The 22,793-nt window shown below is 63.7% G+C and carries 19 protein-coding genes; 10 read left to right on the top strand and 9 right to left on the bottom strand.

What is annotated here, in order from left to right; translation table 11 throughout:
• Window positions 1-22: 22 nt before the first annotated feature.
• The 6 genes from metG to GGD63_RS01895 all read left to right on the top strand — a co-directional run bounded on the left by metG (window position 23) and on the right by GGD63_RS01895 (window position 6,693).
• Complete coding sequence (gene metG, locus GGD63_RS01870; protein ID WP_183239199.1) at window positions 23-2,017, top strand: methionine--tRNA ligase; 1,995 nt, start codon at window positions 23-25, stop codon at window positions 2,015-2,017.
• 11 nt (window positions 2,018-2,028) lie between these two features.
• The gene (locus tag GGD63_RS01875; RefSeq protein WP_183239200.1) at window positions 2,029-2,805 is read left to right on the top strand and encodes a TatD family hydrolase; all 777 of its coding nucleotides are present in this window, start codon (window positions 2,029-2,031) and stop codon (window positions 2,803-2,805) included.
• 13 nt (window positions 2,806-2,818) lie between these two features.
• Entirely contained in the window at window positions 2,819-3,616 is a 798-nt protein-coding gene (locus GGD63_RS01880; RefSeq protein WP_183239201.1) for an MBL fold metallo-hydrolase, read from the top strand.
• 167 nt (window positions 3,617-3,783) lie between these two features.
• A complete protein-coding gene (locus GGD63_RS01885; RefSeq protein ID WP_183239202.1) occupies window positions 3,784-4,371 on the top strand; it encodes a TRAP transporter small permease in 588 nt (195 codons plus the stop codon).
• Between the two features lie 2 nt (window positions 4,372-4,373).
• Window positions 4,374-5,687 (top strand): TRAP transporter large permease, encoded by a 1,314-nt coding sequence (locus GGD63_RS01890; protein ID WP_183239203.1) that lies wholly within the window; start codon window positions 4,374-4,376, stop codon window positions 5,685-5,687.
• A gap of 28 nt (window positions 5,688-5,715) precedes the next feature.
• On the top strand, window positions 5,716-6,693 hold the full coding sequence (locus tag GGD63_RS01895; RefSeq protein WP_183239204.1) for a TRAP transporter substrate-binding protein: 978 nt from the start codon (window positions 5,716-5,718) through the stop codon (window positions 6,691-6,693).
• Between the two features lie 59 nt (window positions 6,694-6,752).
• Here GGD63_RS01895 and GGD63_RS01900 read toward each other — a convergent pair whose 3' ends face one another.
• From GGD63_RS01900 to GGD63_RS01910, 3 genes are read right to left on the bottom strand one after another with little or no spacing between them, the layout of a single operon-like run.
• Complete coding sequence (locus tag GGD63_RS01900) at window positions 6,753-8,402, bottom strand: acyl-CoA synthetase (protein ID WP_183239205.1); 1,650 nt, start codon at window positions 8,400-8,402, stop codon at window positions 6,753-6,755.
• Between the two features lie 21 nt (window positions 8,403-8,423).
• Window positions 8,424-10,313 carry a TRAP transporter large permease subunit gene (locus GGD63_RS01905; RefSeq protein WP_183239206.1) on the bottom strand — a complete coding sequence of 630 codons (1,890 nt, stop codon included), beginning with the start codon at window positions 10,311-10,313 and terminating at the stop codon, window positions 8,424-8,426.
• Window positions 10,314-10,328: 15 nt separating this feature from the next.
• Window positions 10,329-11,348: a TRAP transporter substrate-binding protein gene (locus tag GGD63_RS01910; RefSeq protein WP_183239207.1), complete on the bottom strand. Its 1,020-nt coding sequence runs from the start codon at window positions 11,346-11,348 to the stop codon at window positions 10,329-10,331.
• Between GGD63_RS01910 and GGD63_RS01915 the strand changes: the two genes are divergently transcribed.
• The 3 genes from GGD63_RS01915 to GGD63_RS40550 all read left to right on the top strand — a co-directional run bounded on the left by GGD63_RS01915 (window position 11,347) and on the right by GGD63_RS40550 (window position 14,436).
• Window positions 11,347-11,622, top strand: coding sequence for a hypothetical protein (locus tag GGD63_RS01915; protein WP_183239208.1), 276 nt, complete (start codon window positions 11,347-11,349; stop codon window positions 11,620-11,622). The genes GGD63_RS01910 and GGD63_RS01915 overlap by 2 nt on opposite strands.
• Window positions 11,623-12,261: 639 nt before the next feature.
• Window positions 12,262-14,196, top strand: coding sequence for a hypothetical protein (locus GGD63_RS01920; protein ID WP_183239209.1), 1,935 nt, complete (start codon window positions 12,262-12,264; stop codon window positions 14,194-14,196).
• Window positions 14,197-14,313: 117 nt separating this feature from the next.
• Entirely contained in the window at window positions 14,314-14,436 is a 123-nt protein-coding gene (locus GGD63_RS40550; RefSeq protein ID WP_283811914.1) for a hypothetical protein, read from the top strand.
• An 8-nt stretch (window positions 14,437-14,444) separates the two neighbouring features.
• Here the strand turns inward: GGD63_RS40550 and GGD63_RS01925 are convergent, their stop codons facing one another.
• The 3 genes from GGD63_RS01925 to GGD63_RS01935 form a co-directional block, all read right to left on the bottom strand.
• Complete coding sequence (locus tag GGD63_RS01925; protein WP_183239210.1) at window positions 14,445-15,260, bottom strand: hypothetical protein; 816 nt, start codon at window positions 15,258-15,260, stop codon at window positions 14,445-14,447.
• A gap of 81 nt (window positions 15,261-15,341) precedes the next feature.
• Window positions 15,342-16,631, bottom strand: coding sequence for a siderophore utilization protein FsrB (fsrB, locus tag GGD63_RS01930; RefSeq protein WP_183239211.1), 1,290 nt, complete (start codon window positions 16,629-16,631; stop codon window positions 15,342-15,344).
• A 187-nt stretch (window positions 16,632-16,818) separates the two neighbouring features.
• Window positions 16,819-18,813, bottom strand: a complete 1,995-nt coding sequence (locus tag GGD63_RS01935) for a TonB-dependent siderophore receptor (protein WP_183239676.1) — start codon at window positions 18,811-18,813, stop codon at window positions 16,819-16,821.
• Window positions 18,814-19,501: 688 nt separating this feature from the next.
• Between GGD63_RS01935 and GGD63_RS01940 the strand changes: the two genes are divergently transcribed.
• Entirely contained in the window at window positions 19,502-20,041 is a 540-nt protein-coding gene (locus GGD63_RS01940; RefSeq protein WP_183239212.1) for a helix-turn-helix transcriptional regulator, read from the top strand.
• Window positions 20,042-20,142: 101 nt separating this feature from the next.
• Here the strand turns inward: GGD63_RS01940 and GGD63_RS01945 are convergent, their stop codons facing one another.
• From GGD63_RS01945 to GGD63_RS01955, 3 genes are read right to left on the bottom strand one after another with little or no spacing between them, the layout of a single operon-like run.
• Window positions 20,143-20,916, bottom strand: a complete 774-nt coding sequence (locus GGD63_RS01945) for a MetQ/NlpA family ABC transporter substrate-binding protein (protein WP_183239213.1) — start codon at window positions 20,914-20,916, stop codon at window positions 20,143-20,145.
• Between the two features lie 28 nt (window positions 20,917-20,944).
• Complete coding sequence (locus tag GGD63_RS01950; protein ID WP_183239214.1) at window positions 20,945-21,610, bottom strand: methionine ABC transporter permease; 666 nt, start codon at window positions 21,608-21,610, stop codon at window positions 20,945-20,947.
• Window positions 21,600-22,739 (bottom strand): methionine ABC transporter ATP-binding protein, encoded by a 1,140-nt coding sequence (locus GGD63_RS01955; RefSeq protein WP_183239215.1) that lies wholly within the window; start codon window positions 22,737-22,739, stop codon window positions 21,600-21,602. Before GGD63_RS01955 ends, GGD63_RS01950 begins: the two co-directional genes overlap by 11 nt.
• Window positions 22,740-22,793: the final 54 nt, after the last annotated feature.

Here is a 22,793-nt window from a genome sequence, read left to right on the forward strand (position 1 = left end):
GAAGCCGGTAAAGGAATTCGTCGTGGCAACGCGAGCTAAGAAAACCGTCAAGGGCAAGAGCAGCAAGAAGAAGGCTGCCAAGAAGGCCGTGAAAAAAGCCGCGAAGAAGGCTGTAAAGGCGCGTGCGTCCAAGACCGCCAAGAAGACGGCCGCCAAGAAGGGCGTGAAGAAGAGCGCTGCGAAGACGTCAAAGAAGGCCGGCAAGAAGGCTGCGAAGAAACAGGCCGTTGCCAAGAAAGCCTCGAGGAAAACGACCGCCAAGAAGCCAGCCAAGGCTCCGGCAAAGAATAAAGCTCCGGCGAAGAAGGCGAAGGCGGCTGCGCCTGCCGTGATCGCCGCGCCTGCTCCTGTCGCCGCGCCCCCGAAGGCTGTGAAGCCCAAGGTGTCGCAGCCCAAGGTTTCGAAGCCGAAGGTGCCGCCTGCGCCGAAGCCCGCCGGAGCTGCGCAAGCCGCCGCGCCCGTCGCGGCCCCCGCGCGCGACAACGTCTTCTATATCACGACCGCGATCGCTTATCCCAACGGCAGCCCGCATATCGGCCACGCCTATGAGGCGATCGCAACCGACGTGCTGGCGCGCTTTGCACGGCTTGACGGCAAGGACGTGTTCTTCCTGACCGGCACCGACGAGCACGGTCAGAAGATGGTTCAGACGGCGGCCGGTGAGAACATGTCCGTCTCCGCGCTCGCGGCCCGCAATGCCGGCCGCTTCAAGGAGATGGACGAGCGCCTGAACGTGTCGTTCGACCGTTTCATCCGCACCACCGAGGAGCAGCACCATCGCTCCAGCCAGGAGATCTGGCGGCGCATGGAGGCGAACGGCGACATCTATGCCGACACCTATGCCGGCTGGTATTCCGTGCGCGACGAGGCGTATTACGCCGAGGACGAGACGCGCCTGAACGACGACGGCGTGCGCCTCGGTCCGCAGGGCACGCCGGTCGAGTGGGTCGAGGAGAAGAGCTATTTCTTCCGCCTGTCGGCCTACGAGGACAAGCTGTTGAAGCTCTACGCGGAGAATCCCGATTTCATCGGGCCGGACTCCCGCAAGAACGAGGTGGTGAGCTTCGTCAGAGGGGGTCTGCGCGATCTCTCGATCTCGCGCACGACGTTCGACTGGGGCGTGAAGGTGCCCGGCGACGAAGAGCACGTGATGTATGTCTGGGTCGATGCGCTGACCAACTACATCACCGGCGTCGGCTTCCCCGATGAAAATGACGGAAACTGGCGCTATTGGCCGGCCGACGTGCACATCATCGGCAAGGACATTATCCGTTTCCATGCTGTGTACTGGCCGGCGTTCCTGATGTCGGCCGGAATTCCGCTGCCCAAGCGGGTCTATGCCCATGGCTTCCTGTTCAACAGGGGCGAGAAGATGTCGAAGTCGGTCGGCAACGTCGTCGACCCCTTCAATCTCGCCGACCAGTACGGCGTCGACCAGATGCGCTATTTCTTCCTGCGCGAGGTGCCCTTCGGCCAGGACGGCAACTACAACCACGAGGCCATCGTCGCGCGCATCAATGCCGACCTCGCCAACGATCTCGGCAATCTCGCGCAGCGCTCGCTGTCGATGATCGCAAAACAGCTCGGCGGCGTGCTGCCGGAGCCGGGCGAGTTCAGCGACAACGACAAGGCGATCCTGGCGATGGCCGATGGCATGATCGGCGCATCGCGTGAGGCGATGGCGACGCAGCAGATCCATCACTGGCTCAACGCCGTGTGGGCCGTGGTCGCGGAGGCCAACCGCTATTTCGCGGGCGAGGCGCCGTGGGCGCTCGCCAAGACCGATCCTGTCAGGCAGAAGACGGTGCTCTATGTCACCGCCGAGGTCGTGCGCCAGATCGCGATCCTGGCCCAGCCGGCGATGCCGACCGCATCTAGCAAGCTGCTCGACAGCCTCGGTATCCCCGAAGGCGAACGCAATTTCGCCATGCTCGGCGGAGCCAGGCGGATCGCGCCGGGCTCGACACTGCCGGCGCCGACGCCGGCGTTCCCGCGCTACATCGAGCCGGCAGCCTGAGCGTTCGATCGATGTTGGTCGACAGTCATTGCCACCTGGATTTTCCGGACTTTGCGGAAGATCTCGACGGGATCGTGTCGCGGGCGCGAGCGGCCGGCATTGCCCGCATGGTCACGATCTCGACGCGGGTGCGGAGGCTGAACCAGCTTCTGGCGATTGCCGAGCGCTACGACGACGTCTATTGCTCGGTCGGCACCCATCCGCATCACGCGGATGAGGAGGACGGCATTTCGCCGGACGAGCTGATCGCGCTGACAGAGCATCCCAAGGTCGTCGCGCTCGGAGAGGCCGGGCTCGACTATTTCTACGACAACGGCTCGCCGGAAGCGCAGGCGAGGGGCTTTCGCGCCCATATCGCCGCTGCGCGCTCAACCGGCCTGCCGCTCGTGATCCACACCCGCGAGGCCGACGTGGATTGCGCCCGCATCCTGGAAGAGGAGGCGGCACGCGGATCGTTTCGCGCCGTGCTGCATTGTTACACCGGCGGGCGCGAGCTGGCGCTGAAGGCGGTGTCGCTGGGGCTCTATATCGGCTTCACGGGCATCCTGACCTTCAAGAAGTCGGAGGCCTTGCGTGCACTCGCGGCCGAGCTGCCGCCTGACCGTATTCTGGTTGAAACAGACTCGCCCTATCTTGCGCCGGGCAAGTTTCGCGGCAAGCGCAACGAGCCGGCCTTTGTGGTCGAAGTGGCCAAAGTGCTCGCCGAGACGCGCGGCGTGTCGTTCGATGAGATCTCACGCCAAACGAGCGAAAACTTCTTCCGCCTGTTCTCCAAGGTGAAAGCTTGAGACTGGAAGCCGCATGACGCTGACGCTGACGATCCTGGGCTGCGGCTCCTCCGCAGGCGTGCCGCGTCCGGCCCTCGGTTGGGGCGCCTGCGACCCGAGCAATCCGAAGAACCGCCGCCGCCGCTGCTCGCTGCTGGTCGAACGGAAGTCCGAGCACGGCACCACGCGGATCGTGATCGACACCTCGCCGGACCTCCGCGAGCAATTGCTCGCAACCAATGTCGACCACATCGACGCGGTGTTCCTGACGCACGAGCACGCCGACCAGACCCATGGCATGGACGATCTGCGCTCGGTCGTGATGCACATGCGACGACGAATTCCGACCTATTTCAACCTGTCGACCGCCAAGGACATCATGGCGCGGTTCTCCTATTGCTTCATTTCGCCGGAAGGCAGCGACTATCCGCCGATCCTGACCCGGCATTCGATCGAGGCGGGCGAAAGCCAGACCATTCTGGGGAAGGGCGGCGCCGTGACGATGACGGCCTTCCTGGTGCAGCACGGCGCCATTCCCGCGCTCGGCTATCGTATCGGCGACGCCGCCTATACGCCGGACCTCAACGACATTCCGCGCGAGAGCTGGGGCGCGCTGGAAAATCTCGACCTCTGGATCGTCGACGGCCTGCGCTACACCAGTCATGTCAGCCATTTCAGCATCAACGACGCGCTGTCCTGGATCGAGCGCTTCAAGCCGAAGCGTGCGGTCATCACCAACATGACGGCCGATGTCGATTATGAGGTGATCAGGCAATCGCTGCCTGCGGGCGTGGTGCCTGCCTATGATGGCCTGCGGCTGGAGACGCACTGAGCCTATCCAAGGAAAAGTTGCCGCAGGCCGGCATGCTCCTTGCTTTCGCGAGCCCCATCGTGTTGGTCTAACGTCTCAAAGACAGGCGTTGGCGGGAGGCGATAATCAGGCAAGGTGCCCGTAGATCGCCGGGCTTGATTGCGCCGCAGGATGAGGACGGGGGCCGCGTGGCAGTGGACGGCGACGACGTAAAGGCTGTTGGACCGGTCCGACGCGCTCTGGATCTGCTTTATCTCGGCTCGGGCATTGCGGCCGGCGTCTTCCTGGTTGCGATCTTCGCCATCATGATGGTGATGTCGGTCGGGCGGCAGTTTGCGCTCAACATCCCGGCGGGCGACGATTTCGCATCCTGGTGCATGGCGGCGATGGCGTTTCTCGGCCTCGCTCACACCTTCAAGCGCGGCGAGATGATCCGCGTCGGCCTGCTGCTGGAGCGGCTGCACGGACGGACCAAGCAGGTCGCGGAAATCGTGGCGCTCGCAATCGCCACCGCCTTCGTTCTCTACTTCACCCGCCACGCGCTACAGATGACGTACGACTCCTGGCGCTTCAACGACGTGGCGCAAGGCGTCGTCGCGCTCCCGCTCTGGATACCCCAACTCGGCTTTGCCGGCGGCCTCGTGATCCTGTCGATCGCGCTGATGGACGAGATGATCAATGTCATCAGCGGCAACCGGCCGAGCTATGAGAAGGGCTCGCCGGACGAGACGCCGGAAGAGTTCGTCGAGCGCATCTCGCAGGGCGGCGGAGGTTGACCATGGCCAATCTCGGCATGATCCAACTCTCCTTCATCCTGCTCGGCGTCATGATCCTGCTGCTGGGAAGCGGCGTCTGGATCGCGGTGTCGCTCGGGCTCGTCGGCTTCGTCGCGATGGCGCTGACCACGAGCCTGCCGCTCGGCTCGGTGCTTGCGACGACCACCTGGAGCGCGAGCTCGTCCTGGACACTGGCCGCGTTGCCGTTGTTCATCTGGATGGGCGAAATCCTGTTCCGTACCAAATTGTCGGAAGAGATGTTCCGAGGCTTGTCGCCCTGGGTTCAGTGGCTGCCTGGACGGCTGACGCATGTGAACGTGATCGGCTGCGGTATCTTTGCTGCGGTGTCGGGGTCATCGGCGGCAACCTGTGCAACCATCGGCAAGATCGCGCTGCCGGAGCTCGACAAGCGTGGCTATGACAAGGGCCTGAGCCTTGGCTCGCTCGCAGGTTCCGGCACGCTCGGTCTGTTGATCCCGCCCTCTATCCCGATGGTCGTCTACGCGGTCACCGCGAACGTTTCCGTGCTTCAGGTGTTCCTCGGCGGCTTCCTGCCGGGCGCGCTCGTGATGGTGCTCTATTCCGGCTACATTATCATCTGGTCGCTGCTGAACCCGGACAAGATTCCACCGCGCGATCCGCCGATGCCGTTGCGGCAGAAGCTCCGGGAGTCGGCGCGGCTCGCGCCGTGCCTGCTGCTGATCCTCGCGGTTTTCCTCTCGCTCGTGCTCGGCTTTGCGACCGCGACCGAATGCGCGGCATGGGGCGTCGCGGGCGCACTGCTGCTGGCGTGGTGGAGCGGCACGCTCACGCGCAAGAACTTCCTCGAGAGCATCATGAGCGCGACGCGCCTGACCTGCATGATCATGCTGATCCTCGCAGGCGCGGCCTACACGACGGCGGCGATGGCCTATACCGGCATCCCCGCCGCGCTCGCCACCTGGGTCCAGGGGCAGCAGCTCACCCCCGGCATGCTCGCGCTGTATCTGAGCATCATGTACATCATCCTCGGCTGCCTGATCGACGGCATCTCGATGATCGTGCTGACGGCCGTCATCGTGCTGCCGATGGTGAAGCAGGCGGGTCTCGATCTGGTCTGGTTCGGTGTCTATCTCATCATCCACGTCGAGATGGCGCAGATCACGCCGCCGGTGGGATTCAACCTGTTCGTGCTCCAGAACATGAGTGGCCGCGATACCTTCACCGTCGCGCGGGCTGCGTTTCCGTTCTTCGTGTTGCTGTTGGCCTCCGTGTTCATCATCACCGAATACCCGCAGATCGTGATGCTTCTGCCCAAGCTCGCTTTCCCTGACTGACTTAAATTCGACCGTGAGGAGAAGTCCGATGAAGTCTCGTCTCATTCGCGCAGGCCTGATCGCCGGCGCCGTACTGGCCGCAACGCCCGCCTTGGCCCAGACCAAATGGAATCTGCCGGCAGCGTATCCCGCCGACAATCCGCACTCGGAGAATCTGGTGGCGTTCGCCAAGGACGTCGAGGCCGCCACCTCCGGCAAGCTTCAGATCACGGTCCATCCTGGCGCCTCGCTGTTCAAGGCGCCCGACATCAAGCGTGCGGTCGTGACCGGACAGGCGCAGATGGGCGAGGTGCTGCTGTCGATCCACGAGAACGAGGACCCGATCTACGGTGTTGACGTCGTTCCTTTCCTCGCGACGAGCTTCCCGGATGCGATGAAGCTCTATCAGGCCTCAAAGCCCCTGATCTCCAAGAAGCTGGACGCACAAGGTCTCAAGCTCCTCTTTGTCGTGCCGTGGGCACCGCAAGGCGTCTACGTCAACAAGCCGCTCGCCGCGATCGAGGACATGAAGGGCCTGAAATGGCGCGCCTACAATGTCGGGACCGCGCGCATCGGCGAGCTGGTCGGCGCCCAGTCGGTCACCATCCAGGCCGCCGAACTGCCGCAGGCGCTCGCGACCGGCGTGGTGAATTCCTTCATGTCGTCAGGCGGTACCGGCTACGATTCCAAGGCCTGGGAATCGCTGAAATATTTCTATGACGTGCAGGCCTGGATCCCGAAGGACTACACCTTCGTGAACAAGGCCGCGTTCGAAGCGCTCGACAAGCCGACCCAGGAGGCCATCCTCAAGGCCGCCGCCACCGCTGAGACGCGCGGCTGGAAGGCCTGGGAAGAGAAGGCCAATTGGTACATCGATCAGCTCAAGGCCAAGGGCATGACGGTCGAGCCGCCCAGCCCGGCGCTGAAGGCCGGCTTCCAGAAGATCGGCGAGCAGCTCACGGCCGACTGGCTGAAGAAGGCCGGCGCCGACGGCCAGGCCCTGATCGACGCCTACAAGAAGATGTGAGGACGGAGGGAGGCCTCCGCTCGCCGTGCTCGGGCGGGCGGAAGGCTCTCCGGACACTGTTAGGCCGAAATCGCCTTGGCCGAGCCCACTTCGTTGCGCAGCAGGAATTTCTGGATCTTGCCCGTGGACGTCTTGGGGATTGGTCCGAACACGACCGCCTTCGGCGTCTTGAAGCCGCTCATGTACGAACGGCAGAAGGCGATGATCTCGGCCTCGCTCGCGCTGGCGCCGTCCTTCAGCTCGACGAAGGCGCAGGGCACTTCACCCCATTTCGGATCGGGCTTGGCGACCACGGCTGCGAACAGCACGGCCGGGTGCTTGTAGAGGATGTCCTCGACCTCGACGGAGGAGATGTTCTCGCCGCCGGAGATGATGATGTCCTTGGAGCGGTCCTTGATGATGACGTAGCCGTGCTCGTCGAGCACGCCGAGATCGCCGGTGTGAAACCAGCCGCCCTCGAAGGCTTCCTTGGTCGCCTTCTCGTTCTTGAGGTAACCCTTCATCACGATGTTGCCGCGGAACATGACCTCGCCGATGGTCTCGCCGTCGCGCGGCACCTCCTGCATGGTCTGCGGATTGATGACGGTGACGCTTTCTTCAAGCGGGTAGGGCACGCCCTGCCGGCGCTTCATGCGCGCGCGCTCGGCAGCGGGGAGGTCGTCCCAGCCGGGCTGCTCGGCGCAGACGGAGGCGGGGCCGTAGACCTCGGTCAGGCCATAGACATGCGTCAGCTTGATGCCGATGTTTTCTGCGCCTTCCAGCACCGCGACAGGCGGCGCAGCACCGGCGATGAGACCGACGACGCGGCGGGCGGCATTGCCTTTCGGCGCGTCGGGCGCGTTGATGAGCGTGTTGTAGACGATCGGCGCGCCGCACATGTGGGTGACGCCGTGCTGCCTGATCAGCTCGAAGATCTTCGTCGGCTCGACCTTGCGCAGGCACACGTTGATGCCGGCGGCCGCTGCGATGGTCCAGGGAAAGCACCAGCCGTTGCAGTGGAACATCGGCAGGGTCCAGAGATAGACCGGGTGCTGGCCGAGATTGCCGGCAAGGATGTTGCTGACGGCGTTCAGATACGCACCGCGATGATGGGTGACGACGCCCTTGGGGTTGCCCGTCGTGCCCGAGGTGTAGCTCAGCGCGATCGCGTCCCATTCGTCCTGCGGCGGGATCGCGGTGAAAGCAGGATCGCCCTGCGCGACGGCGGCCTCGTACTCGATTTCGCCGATGCGCTTGCCGCCCTTGAAGGCGGCATCGTCGACGTCGATCACGAACGGCTTTGGCCCGCTCATCTGTGCCAGCGCATCGGTGATGACGCCCGAAAACTCGGGATCGACAAGAATGATTTTCGCCGCGCCATGATCGAGCTGGAACGCGATCGAGGGCGCATCGAGGCGGATGTTGAGCGCGTTGAGCACGGCGCCGGTCATGGGGACAGCGAAGTGCACCTCGTTCATGGCCGGGATGTTCGGCAGCATCGCCGCTACGGTGTCGCCGACGCCAATGCCCTTGCCCGCTAGATACGACGCCAAGCGCCTGCAGCGCTCATAGGTCTGCGCCCAGGTGAAGCTGCGGCCTTCATAGACCGTGCTGACGTGATTGGGGTAGACCGCGGCGCTGCGCGCGAGGAAGCTCAGCGGGCTGAGCGGCACGTAATTGGCTTGCGTCTTGTCGAGGCCGATATTGTACGGGTTCTGTCGCTCACTCATCGACACCCTCCTTAAACCGCGTCAAAGAAATCCGATCGAGATCCAGGGGAAGATCGCAACGATGATCAATCCCAGCAGCAGCGCCAGCAGATAGCCCCAGATCGGCCTGATGCCTTCGGCCGGGTCGACGCGTCCGATGGCGCAGGCGGCATAATAGCCGACGCCGAAGGGCGGGGCGAATAGCCCGATACCCATGGCCAGAATGATCACCATCGCATAATGCACCTCGTGCACGCCGACGGCGCGGGCGATCGGAAACAGCAGCGGCCCGAACAGCACGATCGCCGGGATGCCCTCCAGCACGCTGCCGAGGATGGTGAAGGCCAGGATGGACACGGCGATGAAGGTCGCAGCCCCGCCCGGCAATCCGGTCATGGCGGCTGCCAGCGAACGCGAGAAGCCGGATTGTGTCAGGCCCCAGGCCATGCCGGTGGCCGTGCCGATGATCAGGAGGATCGCGCCCGATAGCGCCGCGGTCTCGACCAGCATCGGAAACAGCCGCCGCCACTCGAAGCGGCGGTAGACGAGGAGGCCGACCAGCGCGCCATAGACGATGCCGATGGTGGAGACTTCGGTCGCCGTCGCGATGCCCTCGACCACGGCGTAGCGGATCACGAAGGGCAGTGCGAGTGCGGGCAGGGCGATGACGAAGGTCTTGCCGATCTCGGATGCCGTGGCGCGGTTGACGTGGCTCATGTCCTCGTGCCGGTAGCGCCACCACACCAGCATGCACAGGGTAATCGCGAGCACGACGCCGGGCAGGAGGCCGCCGGTGAACAGCGCCGCAATCGAGACGCCCGTAACCGAGCCGATGGTGATCAGCACGAGGCTCGGCGGGATGGTCTCGGTCTGGGCGCCGGTTGCCGCCAGAAGCGCGACGAGATCGCCAGGCTTGGCGCCGCGTTGCTTCATCTCCGGGAACAGAACGGGCGCGACCGCGGCCATGTCGGCGGCCTTGGCGCCTGATATGCCTGAGACCAGGTACATGGCGCCGACCAGCACATAATGTAGGCCGCCGCGGACATGGCCGAGCAGGCTCGCCAGGAAGGCCACCATGGCCCGCGCCATGCCGGTCATCTCGATCAGCAGGCCCAGGAACACGAACAGCGGCACCGAGAGCAGGATGAGGTGGCTCATGCCCTCGTCCATCCGCCCGACCAGCACCATCACGGGCGTGCGCGTGGTCAGCGCCAGATAGCCGAAGATCGCCAGCCCAAAGCCGAACGCAATGGGAACGCCGGCAAAGACGCAGAAGCCGGCGACGCCGACGAAGAAGATGACGAGGTTGAGATTGCCGAGTGGCCGCAAGGATGGCTGCGCCAGCCAGAACAGTCCGACGACGACGGCGACGGAAACTACGGCCGTCAGTACCATGCGGTAGTCGGCGGCCCGCAGCAGCCGCAGCAGTGCGAATGCTGCCATCAGGCAGATGCCGGCCGGCAATGCCGCGGCGCGCCACATGTTCGAGATCTGCAGCGCCGGCGTGGTGATGAAGCTTTCCTCGTAGGCGTAGTCCCAGGACGGCCACACGATCAGCGCCAGGAATGCCAGCGCCGCACAGGTCGCGACCAGATCGAGATAGGCCCGCATCGCGGGGCCGGCGCTTGCGACCACGGCGGTCATGCGCATGTGCTCGGAGCGGCGGAATGCGACCGCCGCGCCCAGCATGGCCAGCCACAGGAACAGGATCGAGGCAAGCTCGTCCGACCAGATCAGCGGCCGGTGCAGGCCGTAGCGCGCGACCACGCCGGCGAACAGGATCACGATCTCGGCGACCACCAGAATGGCCGCCGGGATTTCGACCAGGAGGCCGAGGAGGCGCTCCGTCGAGGCCAGCAGAGAGGATCGGCGAGGGGACTGAACAGCCGCCTCGCCCGTCACTTCGATCACCTCGACCTCGACATGAGCCATGACGGCCCCAACGCGTTACGAGAGCTTGCCGACGGCCTTTTCCAGCAGGTCCCAGGCCTGGTCGCCATACTTGCCTTTCCACTCGGCGTAGAAGCCGGCGGAGCGCAGCTTGTCGCGGAACGGCGCGACAGTGGGCTGGTTGAAGGTCAGGCCCTTGGCCGCGAGCTCCTGCTGCAGGTTGGCATTGAGCTTGGCGGTGTCCTCACGTTCCTTGACCGCGGCGGCGTTGATGTTCTTGGCGACGATGGTGCGGACGTCCTCCGGCAACGCGCTCCAGGCACGCCGGTTGGCCAGGAACCAGAAGCCGTCCCACATGTGGTTGGTCAGCGAGCAGTACTTCTGCACCTCGTAGAGCTTCGCGGTCGAGATGATCGCCAGCGGGTTCTCCTGGCCCTCGACGATCTTGGTCTGCAGCGCCGAATAGACCTCGCTGAAATTGATCGAGGCGGGCGCGGCGTCGAACGCCTTGAACATCGAGGTCCACAGCGGCGACACCGGAACGCGGATCTTGAAGCCCTTGAGGTCGTCGGGACCGGTGATCGGCTTGGTCGAGGACGTGGTCTGGCGGAAGCCGTTGTCCCAGATCTTGTCCATGACCTCGAGGCCGGCCTTCTTGATTTCGCCACGGACATGGGCGCCGAGGTCGCCGTCCATGGCCTTCCAGACCGTGTCGTAGTCCGGGAATGCAAAGCCGATGCCGTTGATGGAGGCCGCCGGCACCAGGGTCGACAGGATCAGGCCGGACAGCGTGAAGAACTCGACGCCGCCGGAGCGGATCTGGCTCAGCATGTCGGTGTCGGAGCCGAGCTGGTTGTTCGGGAAGATCTGGAGGTCGAACTTGCCGTTGGTCTCGGCCTTGATCGCCGCAGCCATCTCCTTGGCGCGCACGTTCAGCGGATGAGTGTCCGGCAGGTTGTTGGCGTATTTGTAGGTGAACTCGGCGCTCTGCGCGCGGGCCACATGGGGCGCGCCAATGCTGCCCAGGACCGCGGTCGCGGCGGAGGCCTTGAGAAGCGTGCGTCGGGAAAAGCTCATGGGTCTGCTTCCTCGGAAGGATTGTTTTTGTTCTGAGACGCAAACCTATACGGACGTCACGTCAGAAGGTCATCTGCGATCTCGCGAAGCTCGCTTATTGCAGCCGGACATCGTCACGGCAATATCGGCTTTCGCCACATGGGGCCGGATACAAAATGGCGAAAACAACCCCATGCACAGTAGCCGTCAAGAGCTGGGACGATGGTCGGGCGGCAGGGCCGGAAACGGCGCTGGAGCGAAGGTGCTGTGGCAGGAATTCTACCTAAATATCTGATCCAATTGTATATAAAAATATTCCATAATATACCTTATGCGAATTATGGATATGACGGTCTGCGAAAGTCAGCCCGGACAAATCCACGGCTACTGAGAACCCCGCTTCCGGACAGAGTGGCAGTCCCAGACACCGGACAGGCAGTCAAGTTTGCGCCAGTCCTTGGGAGGTTCGTCATGCATGCAGGAGACGGTCGCCCGAGGAGGGCCGCTCGCGCGTTTCCATTCGGCGCCGCTAAGCTCGACAATCTCATGGAGGCGACCTCGACGTCTGGTCGCGACCTCCGGCGATATCTTTGGCGCGGTCGAGCAACAGCTCGCCCAGATCATCCAGCGCGACTGCACCCCACGGCATGGGCCTCGTCAGCCACGAGGCCCCTCGCCTGAGCGCCAATAGGTCCGGTTCCCTACGACGACAGCGACGCCCGTCTGCCGCTCGAGCCCGACATGGTCGTCTCGATCCGAGACCACTTCCTCTCGTGAAGCCGTACCGGCGACCGCGCGGTCTCGCGCTGCCATGGAAGGCTGCCTTAGCCGCAACCCAAAGCTAATGTGAATTGGGCTCAGAACAGCCTTGCGTATCGCACTAAGCGACCTAACGTTTCATTCAAACCTCGCGCAACTCGGGTTGAGACTCGCTATGGACAACGGGCCGGACAACGACGCAGAACCACAACGCAGCGAACCGGCGGAAATCCTTCCGCCGGTTTGGCTACGCGCCACCCTCGCCGACCTTGCGGACCTTGAATTCGACAGCCCGATCGCAGACTCGAACAGCGCCGACAGTCAGGATCTGGGCGATCTGTTTCGGAAAGCTGCCGGTGAAACAGACGATACCCCTGCCGCCCGTGTATTTCGCATGTTGTCTGCTGTAACCGGCATGCTGTTCCGGCCCAAGGATCCCAGCGAGCCCTTCGGTGCCATGGTAGTTTTTCCCGACGGCCGCCGGTCACCTGTTGCTGCGGACTTTCGGGGCCAGCCCGTCGAAGTCCTAGCCGCCATAGCTCAGCGCGCGACAAATCCGGCTTTGCGAGCGCGCCTTTCTGACCTTTGCTGGTTTCTCGAACGAAAACGGGTTGATTTGGCTACTGCAGCAGTTGCCGCCTACGTCGACATTTTAAGGAAGGTCGACAGCGGAGTGCTTGCGTTCCGTTTCGACGATGGCAAAGGAGCGCTCACGCACGACGCGCGCAATTTGCTACGACGGGCCCTGCAAATTGGCCGGATCGTGGGCTGGGACGATGTCGATGCAGTAGCCGCTCGCGCGATGGCAACTGAATTGCGCGTGAGGGCTATTCAGAACTCGCTCGCCATTCCTGTATTTTGGTTCAGCGAACTTCACCTGGATTTCGGCATTTCTGATCCGGCCGTGATCGGAAAGGATATCGAGGATTTAATTGCCGCCCTGCCAGCTGAAACCGATGCCCACAGCATCGTTGAACTCTGGCGGCTTGGCGCACATGCCTACCACCTCGCCAAACAACCTGACCACCGGCACCGCTGTCAGTCAGCGGCCGCCGACCAATTTGTCTCAATGGCAGACCGCCAACCACTGGCGATGATGACCTCGTCGATGCTAGCCAATGCGATTTCTGAGCTTCACGGGGTTCCCGGACAAAAGGACAAGAGGAAAGAACTGAAGCACCGGCTCGTTGATGCCCAGGCGGGCATCGCCGAGGAAATGTCTGGATTCTCCATTCCGTTCAATCTTGAGGATATGGCTCGGCAGATTGACCAGGGCGTAAAGCGCCAGCCTACCCTGCGCGACAAGCTGTTTGTCTTTGCGGCTCTCGAAAATTCACCGGATCCTGTAGAGCTAGCCGAAACAGCTTCCGAGTCAATTCGCGAGCATCCGTTGGCGTCACTTTTTGGCACCTCGCATCATGACAGCGAAGGTAAAGTCGTCCATCGTACTGAAGGGGCCGGGTTTGGCGATGGTGCTGACACTAGTGCAATTCAGCGTCAAATTGCTCAGGACGAGCGCATTCGCCGCCATGTCGTAGCGGCTGGAAAGATTGAGACTGCCCGTCAAGCGATCGGGGCCGATCATTTCTTGTCGGACGATGTCTTCGCGCGAATTCTCACTCATAGCGCGTTTGTTCCAAACGATCTGGTCAGAACGTTCAGCCGGGGATTCCTGCGCTTCTTTCAGGGCGATTTCGTTAGCGCGTTATACATTTTGACGCCCCTGCTGGAGAATTCGCTGCGCCAAGTGCTGAAATCGCATGGACATGACGTGACTATCTTCGACGATGCGACACAGACGCAGCAGGATCGCACAATCTCCTCCCTTTTTGAGCAGATGAGGAGCGAACTGGAGGCAATCTTCGGCGCAGCCATTACGGCCGATATCGAACGCGTCTTCTTGAAGAAACCCGGTCCATATCTCCGGCATGCGCTGTCGCATGGCTTGCTGCATGACGGAGACCCCTACGGTCCCGACGCTGGATACGCCTGCTGGCTAATCTTCCGGCTTTGCCTAATTCCTTTGTTTCCTTACCGGGAAGAGCTAACGCTTCCATTCGATCAACCGGCGCCATGCCAGCCGCTGGCATCGCAAGCAGCAAATACGTAGGCCGGGAATAGCGGAAAGACGGACTCTTAGCCGGTGCAATCGATGATAGGCTGCTGCTTACTGCCCAGCGCTCCTTGCAGACGGAAAGACCCTCGCCAGCACTTGAGTTGGGCAACCATGTGGTCGACGGCGTTCAGCCTGGGGCCGGAGGACCAGATCCGATCGTTGTTGCCGCTCGTCGACATCGACCGCGTGTACCTGATCGATGAGGCCGGCCAATCGGTCGAATTGTCTGCGTAACCTGCCCCCTACCGCAATGGCAGCAGGTCGAGCTGGTTTTGCGCCTTCTTCACCGCCGCCGCGAACCAGCTCTGGCTCGGCGCTTCCTTGGCGAAGCATTTTGTGTAGGCGTCCATGGCCTGGTCCTCCCTGGCCATGGCGTCTTGCGGGGTCTTCCTGGCCATCATCTGCGTCCAGACCTTCTCGCAGGCCGGGATCTCCGCCGTCTTTATGGCGTCGGTTACGGCGATGAAGAAGACCTTCTCGCCCTGGATCGCCACGACGTCGATTTCGTGAGGCGCTCCCTTCAGGTCGCCATTGCCGCGCACGCCGAGCACGGCGACCGCGGCGCTCGCGGATGCGGGCTTGGTGACCGGCAGCTCCGCATATTTGGCGAAGGCCGAGTCCTGGATCGCCTGATAGTAGAAGCGGTCGGACTTGATCGCTGCGCCGATCTCCTGCGGCATGCCGTCGTCGCGGTGCTCGCGCAGCCAGTGCCTGAGCAATCCCGTGGTGGTCACCACGGCCTGCATCTTGTCGCCTTCGGAGGCGAAGCCGAGACCGTCGAGATGGCCGAAGCCTGAATCGCCCTTGAACAGGGTGTCGACGTTGGACTTGCCATCGGCCGGGAGGCCCTTGATCGTGACCGGGCCCACCAGGCCGCGCAGGACGCGCGCCAGATCCTCGAGCGCCGCGTCATGCTGCTTGAAGGTCTCGTCGTTCTCCTTGGCCTTGGAGAATTTTGCGATGTAGCGGTCGCGCAGGTCGAGATAATTCTGCTCGGGCGCGGTCGCATGGGCTGATGTCGCGAAGGCGAGCAAGCAGAGCAAGGCGAGCGATCTCATTGCAATATCCGCAAAGACTGGAAACGACCTCCAGTCTTTGTGCCGGCGCCGGCCGCGAAGGTTCATCCGCGAGAGCGGGCCCTACTCCGCCGGCGTCAGCTGCCGGTTCAGGCGCAACGCCGCGGTCTCGCGCACGCGGACCCGGGCGCGGCGCTTGCGCCACCAGATCACGACGCCGGTGACCGACAGTGCCGCCACCACGAGCCCCATGATCGAGATCAGGATGCGGCCGAACAGGCCGACGATGCGGCCCGAATGCAGCGGGAACTGCGCCTGGACGAAGATGTCGGCGGCGGTCCCGACCCAAGGCAGCCGCTCGCCGATCGGACGGCCGTCCTCGCTGTCGTAATAGAGCTGCGCCGGGCCGACGCCGCCGGCGCCGTGATCGTCGCCGGGGTTGAAGAAGGCGGCGGCATAGACACCATGCGCCGGGCCGTAATTGATCGAGCCGACCGGGATCGTCCAGCCTCGCGCCTTGCCGTCGGCGGCCGCGCGTGCGGCAATGTCGGCGAACGTCATCTTGGGCTCGATGGGGTCATCGAGATCGCGATAGGGCCGTTGCTCGTAAGGAGTCGGCGTATAGTTCGACACCATCTTCATCAGCGGCGAGAACACCTCGAAATAGAGGTTCAGCGAGAACGCCGTGAAGGCGATGATGAACAGCACGCCCCAGGTCCACAGGCTGAAGGCGCGATGGATGTCGAAATTGATCCGGTAGGCGCTGCCCGAGGTCTTGATGGTCCAGGCCGGCGCCCAGCGCGCCCAGAAGCCGCGGTCGAGCTGTCGCGCGACCTCGGGCGCCCGCGCCGCCTTGGCGCGCCGCCGCGACGGTAGCGTCAGATAGAAGCCGACGAAGCAATCGATGGTCCAGATGATCGCGATGATGCCGAGCACGCGCATGCCCCAGCGGTCGCTGCCCCAGAACTCCGGGATGTGCATGGTGTAGTGCAGCTTGTAGAGGAACGAGACGAAGTTCTCTCGCGTCACCGGCCACACCGCGCCCCAATAGCGGCGGCCGAGCTCCACGCCGGTGTTGGGATCGAGGAAGACCTGATTGTAGTCGAGGGAATAGCGCTTGCCGGTCGCCGGATCGATCCGCGGCATCACAAAGAACCACAGCGAGTGGCCCTCCTCCGGCGTCATGAAGAGATAGACCACGCGCGCCCGTGGGTCGCGCTGCTCGATCATCTTGGCGAGCTCGATCGAGGGAATGGCCGGGCCCCTGGTCGAGACATCGAACAGATGGCTGTTCAGGACGTCGTCGATCTCATGGTCCCAGGAGATGATCGCGCCTGTGATGCCGGAGAAGAACAGGAATCCGGCCGTGAGCAGGCCCGCCCAGCGATGCAGCTTGCCGAATATCGCTCTCATGGTTCGAATCCCGCCTCAATCTCATGGTTCGAGACGCCCGCTTTGGGCGGGCTCCTCACCATGAGGGAATGCAATCCCGCCGCGAACAACGCCCTCATCCTGAGGAGCCCGCCGACAGCGGGCGTCTCGAAGGATGCGCCGCAAAGGTGCTGCCCGCCGGATTGTTTTCCATTTGCGATCGCCCTCGTCACCAGCGGTAGGTCAGCTTGCCGATCGCCTTGCGCCCCTCCGCGTACATGCAGCCCGACAGGCTGTAGCAGGCAGCGACATAGCGTGTGTCGGCGAGATTGGAGACGTTCAGCGACAGCCGCCAATTGTCACGGGTATAGGCGAGCAGCGCATCCAGCACTGTGGCCGATCCCACCTTGAAGGTGTTGGCATCATCGCCCCAGGTCGCGCCGACATAACGGATGCCGCCACCGAACTGCAACCCCGCCAGCAGTCCGTCCTGGAGCGTGTAGTCGCTCCATAGCGAAGCGCGGTTGAGCGGCACGGTGACCGGCGCCTTGCCGACATTGACCGGATCCTGCGTGACCATGGCATCGACATAGGCATAGGCCGCCCGCAGGTTCCAGCCGTCGGCCAGCGACATCGTGCCTTCGAGCTCGATGCCGCGAGATTTCACCTGCCCGATCTGTTCGTAAAAGGTGGTTGCAGGCACGTACACAGCGACATTGTCACGCGTCAGGTCGAAGGCGGCGAAGGTGAACAGCGCGTTCCAGCCCAGCGGTTGGTACTTGACGCCCACCTCGTACTGCACGCCGGTCTCGGGATCGAGCATCTGTCCGGACGGACTGGTCGCGAGCTGCGGCAGAAACGACTCGGAATAGCTGAAATAGGGCGCGATGCCGTTGTCGAAATTGTACATCACGGCGGCGCGGCCGGTGAACGCCGAGGAGTCTTTCGAAGTGGAAGTATCGGCCGGCGGTAGATTGGTGTCGAGCTGCGTCGTCACGAAGTCCTGGCGGCCGCTGAGCTGGAACGAGAGCCGGCCGAGCTTGATCTGATCCTGCGCATAGAGGCCGAGCTGCGACTGCTTGATGCCTTTGTTGTCGTACAGGCCGCCGAGAGCCCAATCGTAGCTGTAGACCGGATTGAAGACGTTGATCTCCGGCGCCGACGTCGTGACGGCAAAGGCGGTGTCGCGGAACGTGGTGTTGCGATAGTCGAGCCCGACCAGGGTGGTATGGCTGAGAATGCCGGTCGTGAACTTGCCATGGAGCTGGTTATCCACCGCGAAGGAGTTGATGTACGAGTTGCTGTAGCTGCCGAAACGCCCCAGCTGTCCCGCCGCCTCGTCGGTGTACCCTGTGCCGTAGAAGGTCTTCTCCTCATTGTGCTGATAGGCGTAGCGCAGATTCTGCCGGAACGTGATGTTGTCGGTGAAGTCGTGCGAGAGCTGGTAGCCGGCCGTTGCGATCTCGGTGTTGAAAGCGTTGAAACTCGGCACGCCCGCGAAGAACGAGACCGGGATGGTGCGACCGTTGTTCGGCCACACCGTTCCGGAAGCCGGCAGGAACTGGAGGCCCCACCCTGCCCGGTCGCGCTGGTAGTTGGCGAGCAAGGTGATGGTGGTGTCCTCGTTCGGCTTGAAGGTGACTGCGGGCGCGATGAAGACGCGGTTGTCCTTGGTGAAGTCGACCTGGGTTTCGCCGTCCCGGACCACGCCGGTCAGGCGCCATAGCACGGTGCCTTCCTTGTTGGCGGGCCCGCCCATGTCAAACTGGCCCTGATAACGGTTGAAGCTGCCGCCGGAGATCGAGACCTCGCCGAACTGCTGCGCGGTCGGCAGCTTGGTCACGTAGTTGAGGATGCCGCCGGTGCCGCTGCCGCCATACATCGCCGAGGACGGCCCTTTGAGAATCTCGAGCCGCTCGGCGCCATAGGGATCGAGGCCGTTGAAATGCACGTAGTTGCTGGAGGGAATCCGCAAACCGTCGATGTAGAGGCCCGACATGGTCGTGTCGAAGCCGCGAATCTGGAGAGCGCCGAAGCGGGTATCGGAGCCGCCATTGACGTCGCCGCTGACGCCGGCGGTGTAGCGCAGGGCCTCGCCGATCGAGACCGCGCCCTGATTCCTGACCTGGTCGGTGGTGACGATGGACACCGACTGCGGGGTCTCGATCAGCGGCGTGTCGGTCTTGGTGGCGGTGCCGCTGCGCGTGGCGACGAAACCGCGCACCGGCCCATTGGCGCGCTCAGTCGTGGCACCGTTCGATGCCGGCTGGGTCGGCGCGGCCTGCTGCGCGGCAGCGCGACGGCTGGCGCGGGAGGTGCGCGTCGATGCCGATCGTCGCGACACGGCGATCGCTGCAGGACGTTCGCGCTCGGCCGGCGCGTCAACGGTGACAGAGGGAATTTGCGTCTGCGCCTGCACGGGACCAAGGGAAAGGATGAGAGCGGCTGAGCTGACGGCGCCGAAGAAGAGCACCTGAACTTGTCGAAGACGCGTGTCTGAACGCGAAGGAAGTTGGAAGTCTGTCACGTCTTTAGTGGCCCCACGCACTGCCGGCTTCGCCGGTATCGTTTTTGATGCCTCGCCCTAACGCAGGCGATTTCGGAGCGCGATAGGAACCGGGTTAGAACTTCTCCAGACCTGTGCGCAGCACATGCGGCGAATGCGCTCAGGTGCGGAGAGAGGCGCGCGGATTTGGAATCGTTCCAGGCGACCGCGGTCAACGCGACGGAGCGCGATCACCAGCGACATCGCAAGCAGGCGCGGAGAACGAATCCTTTACCATGGCCTCGGCGCTCGATTGAGCCCGAGGGACCCCGAGGGTAGACTCTGTTGCGGGATATTTCATTTGCGTTGCAGACCATGCGGCAACGTTCTGTGCCAGCCTATGCTGGGCATCCGGGGTTCGACGTCCATGAGCGAATTGCGCGCTGCGACCAGGCAATCCACGGCGAGGACGGGGCTCGTCGAGTTCGACGGCGCCAGGGGCACCGTCACCATCCCCTGCACGATCGCAGACGTATCAGGCACCGGCGCGCGGCTGAAGCTCGACTGGTCGCTGGCGTTTCCGAAACAGGCCACGCTGATCTTTGCCGACGGGCTGCGAAAGACCTGTCGTGTCGCCTGGCAGAAGCGGCGGCTGCTCGGCGTCGCCTTCGCGGACGGCGTTGCGAGCCTCGACGAGCAGGCTCTCATGATGACCGAGGAAGAGCAGGCTCTGCACCGGCGGCATATCGGCGTGCAGGTCCGCGGCGCGCGCGAGGCACGGGGCTATACCGAGAGTCAGATGGCGGACCTCATTGGCGTCTCACCCGACGATGTCTCCCGGGCCGAGCGCGGCGAGATCAGCATCCCGCTGCACCAGCTCACGCACATTGCCGATCTGCTGCTGGTCGACCTCGACAGCCTCGTGGCTGGCCCGGCGGTCAGCGACGCCGAACTGGCGGCCAGCTAGTTTGCAACCTCGCCAGGCCTTGTGGCTGCCCTCCTGCGCCTCCGAACTGCCGTCGAAGACACTGCGGCGCGCCAGGCTGGCGGCCTGACGCGCCCACTGCCTTACCAGGTTGGCAAGTACGTGCCCTTGAAGCGCGTCTCCAGGAACGCCTTCACGGGGGCGGAGTGATAGGCCTCGATCAGCGGCTTCACCCACGGCTTGTCCTTGTCTTCCTCGCGCACGGCGAGGATGTTGACCCAGGGTCCGTCAGGATTTTCGCGGGCGATCGCGTCGGTCGCGGGATTGAGGCCGGCCTGCACCGCGTAATTGTTGTTGATCGAGACGACGTCGACGTCCTGCAGCGCGCGTGGGAGCTGGGCGGCATCGAGCTCGACGAAGCGCAGCTTCTTCGGGTTGTCTGTGATGTCGGCAATGGTCGAGGAGACGTTGTTCGGGTCTTTGAGCTTGATCACGCCGTGCAGCGCCAGGATCATCAGGCCGCGGGCGCCGTTGGAGGGATCGTTGGCGATGGCGACGCGGGCACCCTCCGGCAGATCGGCGAGCTTCTTGTATTTCTGCGAATAGACGCCCTGCGGCGAACCGATCGTGCTGGCGACCTTGACGATCTTCCAGCCGGTCTTGGAGATCTGGTTCTTCAAGTACGGCTCGTGCTGGAATGAGTTGGCCTCGAGATCCTTCAGCGCCAGCGCCTGGTTCGGGATCACGTAGTCGGTGAACTCGACCACCTTGATGTCGAGGCCGCGCTCGGCGCCGACCTTCTTCACGACGTCCATAATCTCGGCATGGGGGCCGGCGGTGACGCCGACGCGGATGGTTTCGGCCTGAGCTGAGGTCGCAAGCAAGGCTGCAGCCGCAAGGGTTGCGAGAAAACGCATAGATGTCTCCAGTTTCAGAACGTTTGGTTCAGCGGTGCCGCAGCCGGCGATTGACCCGGCGTGCCAGATAGTCGCCTGCGCTCTGGACGATCTGCACCAGCGCGATCAACACGACGACGACCGCGAGCATCATCTCCGGCATGAAGCGCTGGTAGCCGTAGCGGATGCCAAGATCGCCAAGGCCACCGCCGCCGACTGCGCCGACCATGGCGGAGTAGCCGAGCAGGCTGACCACCGCGAGCGTCAGTGCCAGCAGCAGGCCCGGCAGCGCCTCGGGGATCAGCACCTTGAGCACGATCTGGATGGGCGAGGCCCCGAACGAGGACGCGGTCTCGATCAGGCCGCCATCGACCTCGCGGATCGCGGCTTCGACGAGGCGCGCAATGAACGGGGTCGAGGCGATGGTCAGCGGCACGATCGCTGCCGTCGAGCCGATCGAGGTGCCGGCGACGAGCCGCGTGAACGGGATGATGGCGACGACCAGGATGATGAAGGGCGTCGAGCGCGTCGCATTGACGATGATGCCGAGCACGCGATTGACGAGGGGCGATGCGAACAGCTCCCCCTTCCGGCTGGTGGCGAGGAAGACGCCGAGCGGCAGGCCGAAAGCGGTGCCGAGCAGCGCCGCGATGCCGACCATGTACAGGCTCTCGCCCGTGGCCTGGATGATCAGATTGATGAGTTCAGGCGACATAGCCGAGATGCTCCGCCGAGAATTGATATTGAGAGAGCCAGGCGAGAACCCGCGCCTGCACGTCCTCGCGGCTGGGTATACCGAGAACGAGCGAGCCCACATGCTGGCCGCCGATCTCGTCGATACGCGCCGACAGCAGCGACACGTCGAGCCCGAGTTCGCGCGCAAGCCGCGCCACCACTGTGTCGCCCGCCCCTGCCCCACGCACCTGGACGCGGATCACGGCCTGCCCGCCGGCAGACCGCTCCGCCACGATCCGGCTCGCCAGCGACACCGGCAGGCTGTCGCCGATCACCTCGGCGAGGAAGGACTGCGTGATCGGATGCTTCGGGTGGGTGAAGATGTCGGCGACATGGCCGCTCTCGACGACGTGGCCGGCATCCAGCACCACCACTTCCTTGGCGAGCTGGCGCACCACGGACATTTCGTGGGTGATCAGCACGATGGTCACGCCGAGCTCGCGGTTGATGTTGGCGAGCAGATCGAGGATCGCGCGCGTGGTCTGCGGATCGAGCGCCGAGGTCGCCTCGTCCGACAGCAGCACGCTCGGTCGCGTGGCGAGGGCTCGTGCGATGCCGACGCGCTGCTTCTGGCCGCCGGAGAGTTCGGAAGGGTACCGATCATGCTTGTCGGCGATGCCGACGAGCGCGAGCAGCTCAGCCACACGCGCCCTGATGTCGGCCTTGGCCCAGCCGGCGATCTCGAGCGGCAGCGCGATGTTGTCGGCCGCGGTGCGCGACGACAGCAGGTTGAAGTGCTGGAAGATCATGCCGATCGAGCGCTGCGCCAGCCGCAGCTCGCGGCCCGCGAGCGCCGAGATATCGCGGCCGTCCACGATCACGCGCCCGGTGGTCGGCTTCTCCAGGCCGTTAATGAGTCGCACCAGGCTCGACTTGCCGGCGCCGGAGCGGCCGATCACGCCGGTGATGGAACCGCGCGGAATGGCGAAGTCGATGTTTTGCAGCGCGTTGACGCCGGGCTTGCCGCGATAGGCCGGATAGGTCTTCGAGATGGCTTCGAAGCGGACCATCGCGTCCGGCTCGGTCGCAGCGGGTGAAATCGCTTCAAGCGTTTCGATCGGTTGTCCGATCGCGAGCGATTGGTGGACATTCATGGAAGCGGCCTTCATGCACAATAGTTCGCTGTCCCGAGCGCCCCGGGGCGGATGGGAACCAGGTCGCAT

It is taken from the genome of Bradyrhizobium sp. cir1 (assembly GCF_014198245.1).
Classification (GTDB): domain Bacteria; phylum Pseudomonadota; class Alphaproteobacteria; order Rhizobiales; family Xanthobacteraceae; genus Bradyrhizobium.

Excerpts from the sequence above, each read along its gene's own strand:
- GGD63_RS01875 (WP_183239200.1), top strand. The coding sequence starts at position 2,029 with ATGTTGGTCGACAGTCATTGCCACCTGGATTTTCCGGACTTTGCGGAA.
- GGD63_RS01880 (WP_183239201.1), top strand. The coding sequence starts at position 2,819 with ATGACGCTGACGCTGACGATCCTGGGCTGCGGCTCCTCCGCAGGCGTG.
- GGD63_RS01890 (WP_183239203.1), top strand. The coding sequence starts at position 4,374 with ATGGCCAATCTCGGCATGATCCAACTCTCCTTCATCCTGCTCGGCGTC.
- GGD63_RS01895 (WP_183239204.1), top strand. The coding sequence starts at position 5,716 with ATGAAGTCTCGTCTCATTCGCGCAGGCCTGATCGCCGGCGCCGTACTG.
- GGD63_RS01900 (WP_183239205.1), bottom strand. The coding sequence starts at position 8,402 with ATGAGTGAGCGACAGAACCCGTACAATATCGGCCTCGACAAGACGCAA.
- GGD63_RS01905 (WP_183239206.1), bottom strand. The coding sequence starts at position 10,313 with ATGGCTCATGTCGAGGTCGAGGTGATCGAAGTGACGGGCGAGGCGGCT.
- GGD63_RS01915 (WP_183239208.1), top strand. The coding sequence starts at position 11,347 with ATGGGTCTGCTTCCTCGGAAGGATTGTTTTTGTTCTGAGACGCAAACC.
- GGD63_RS01910 (WP_183239207.1), bottom strand. The coding sequence starts at position 11,348 with ATGAGCTTTTCCCGACGCACGCTTCTCAAGGCCTCCGCCGCGACCGCG.
- GGD63_RS01920 (WP_183239209.1), top strand. The coding sequence starts at position 12,262 with ATGGACAACGGGCCGGACAACGACGCAGAACCACAACGCAGCGAACCG.
- GGD63_RS40550 (WP_283811914.1), top strand. The coding sequence starts at position 14,314 with ATGTGGTCGACGGCGTTCAGCCTGGGGCCGGAGGACCAGATCCGATCG.
- GGD63_RS01925 (WP_183239210.1), bottom strand. The coding sequence starts at position 15,260 with ATGAGATCGCTCGCCTTGCTCTGCTTGCTCGCCTTCGCGACATCAGCC.
- fsrB (WP_183239211.1), bottom strand. The coding sequence starts at position 16,631 with ATGAGAGCGATATTCGGCAAGCTGCATCGCTGGGCGGGCCTGCTCACG.
- GGD63_RS01940 (WP_183239212.1), top strand. The coding sequence starts at position 19,502 with ATGAGCGAATTGCGCGCTGCGACCAGGCAATCCACGGCGAGGACGGGG.
- GGD63_RS01945 (WP_183239213.1), bottom strand. The coding sequence starts at position 20,916 with ATGCGTTTTCTCGCAACCCTTGCGGCTGCAGCCTTGCTTGCGACCTCA.
- GGD63_RS01950 (WP_183239214.1), bottom strand. The coding sequence starts at position 21,610 with ATGTCGCCTGAACTCATCAATCTGATCATCCAGGCCACGGGCGAGAGC.
- GGD63_RS01955 (WP_183239215.1), bottom strand. The coding sequence starts at position 22,739 with ATGAAGGCCGCTTCCATGAATGTCCACCAATCGCTCGCGATCGGACAA.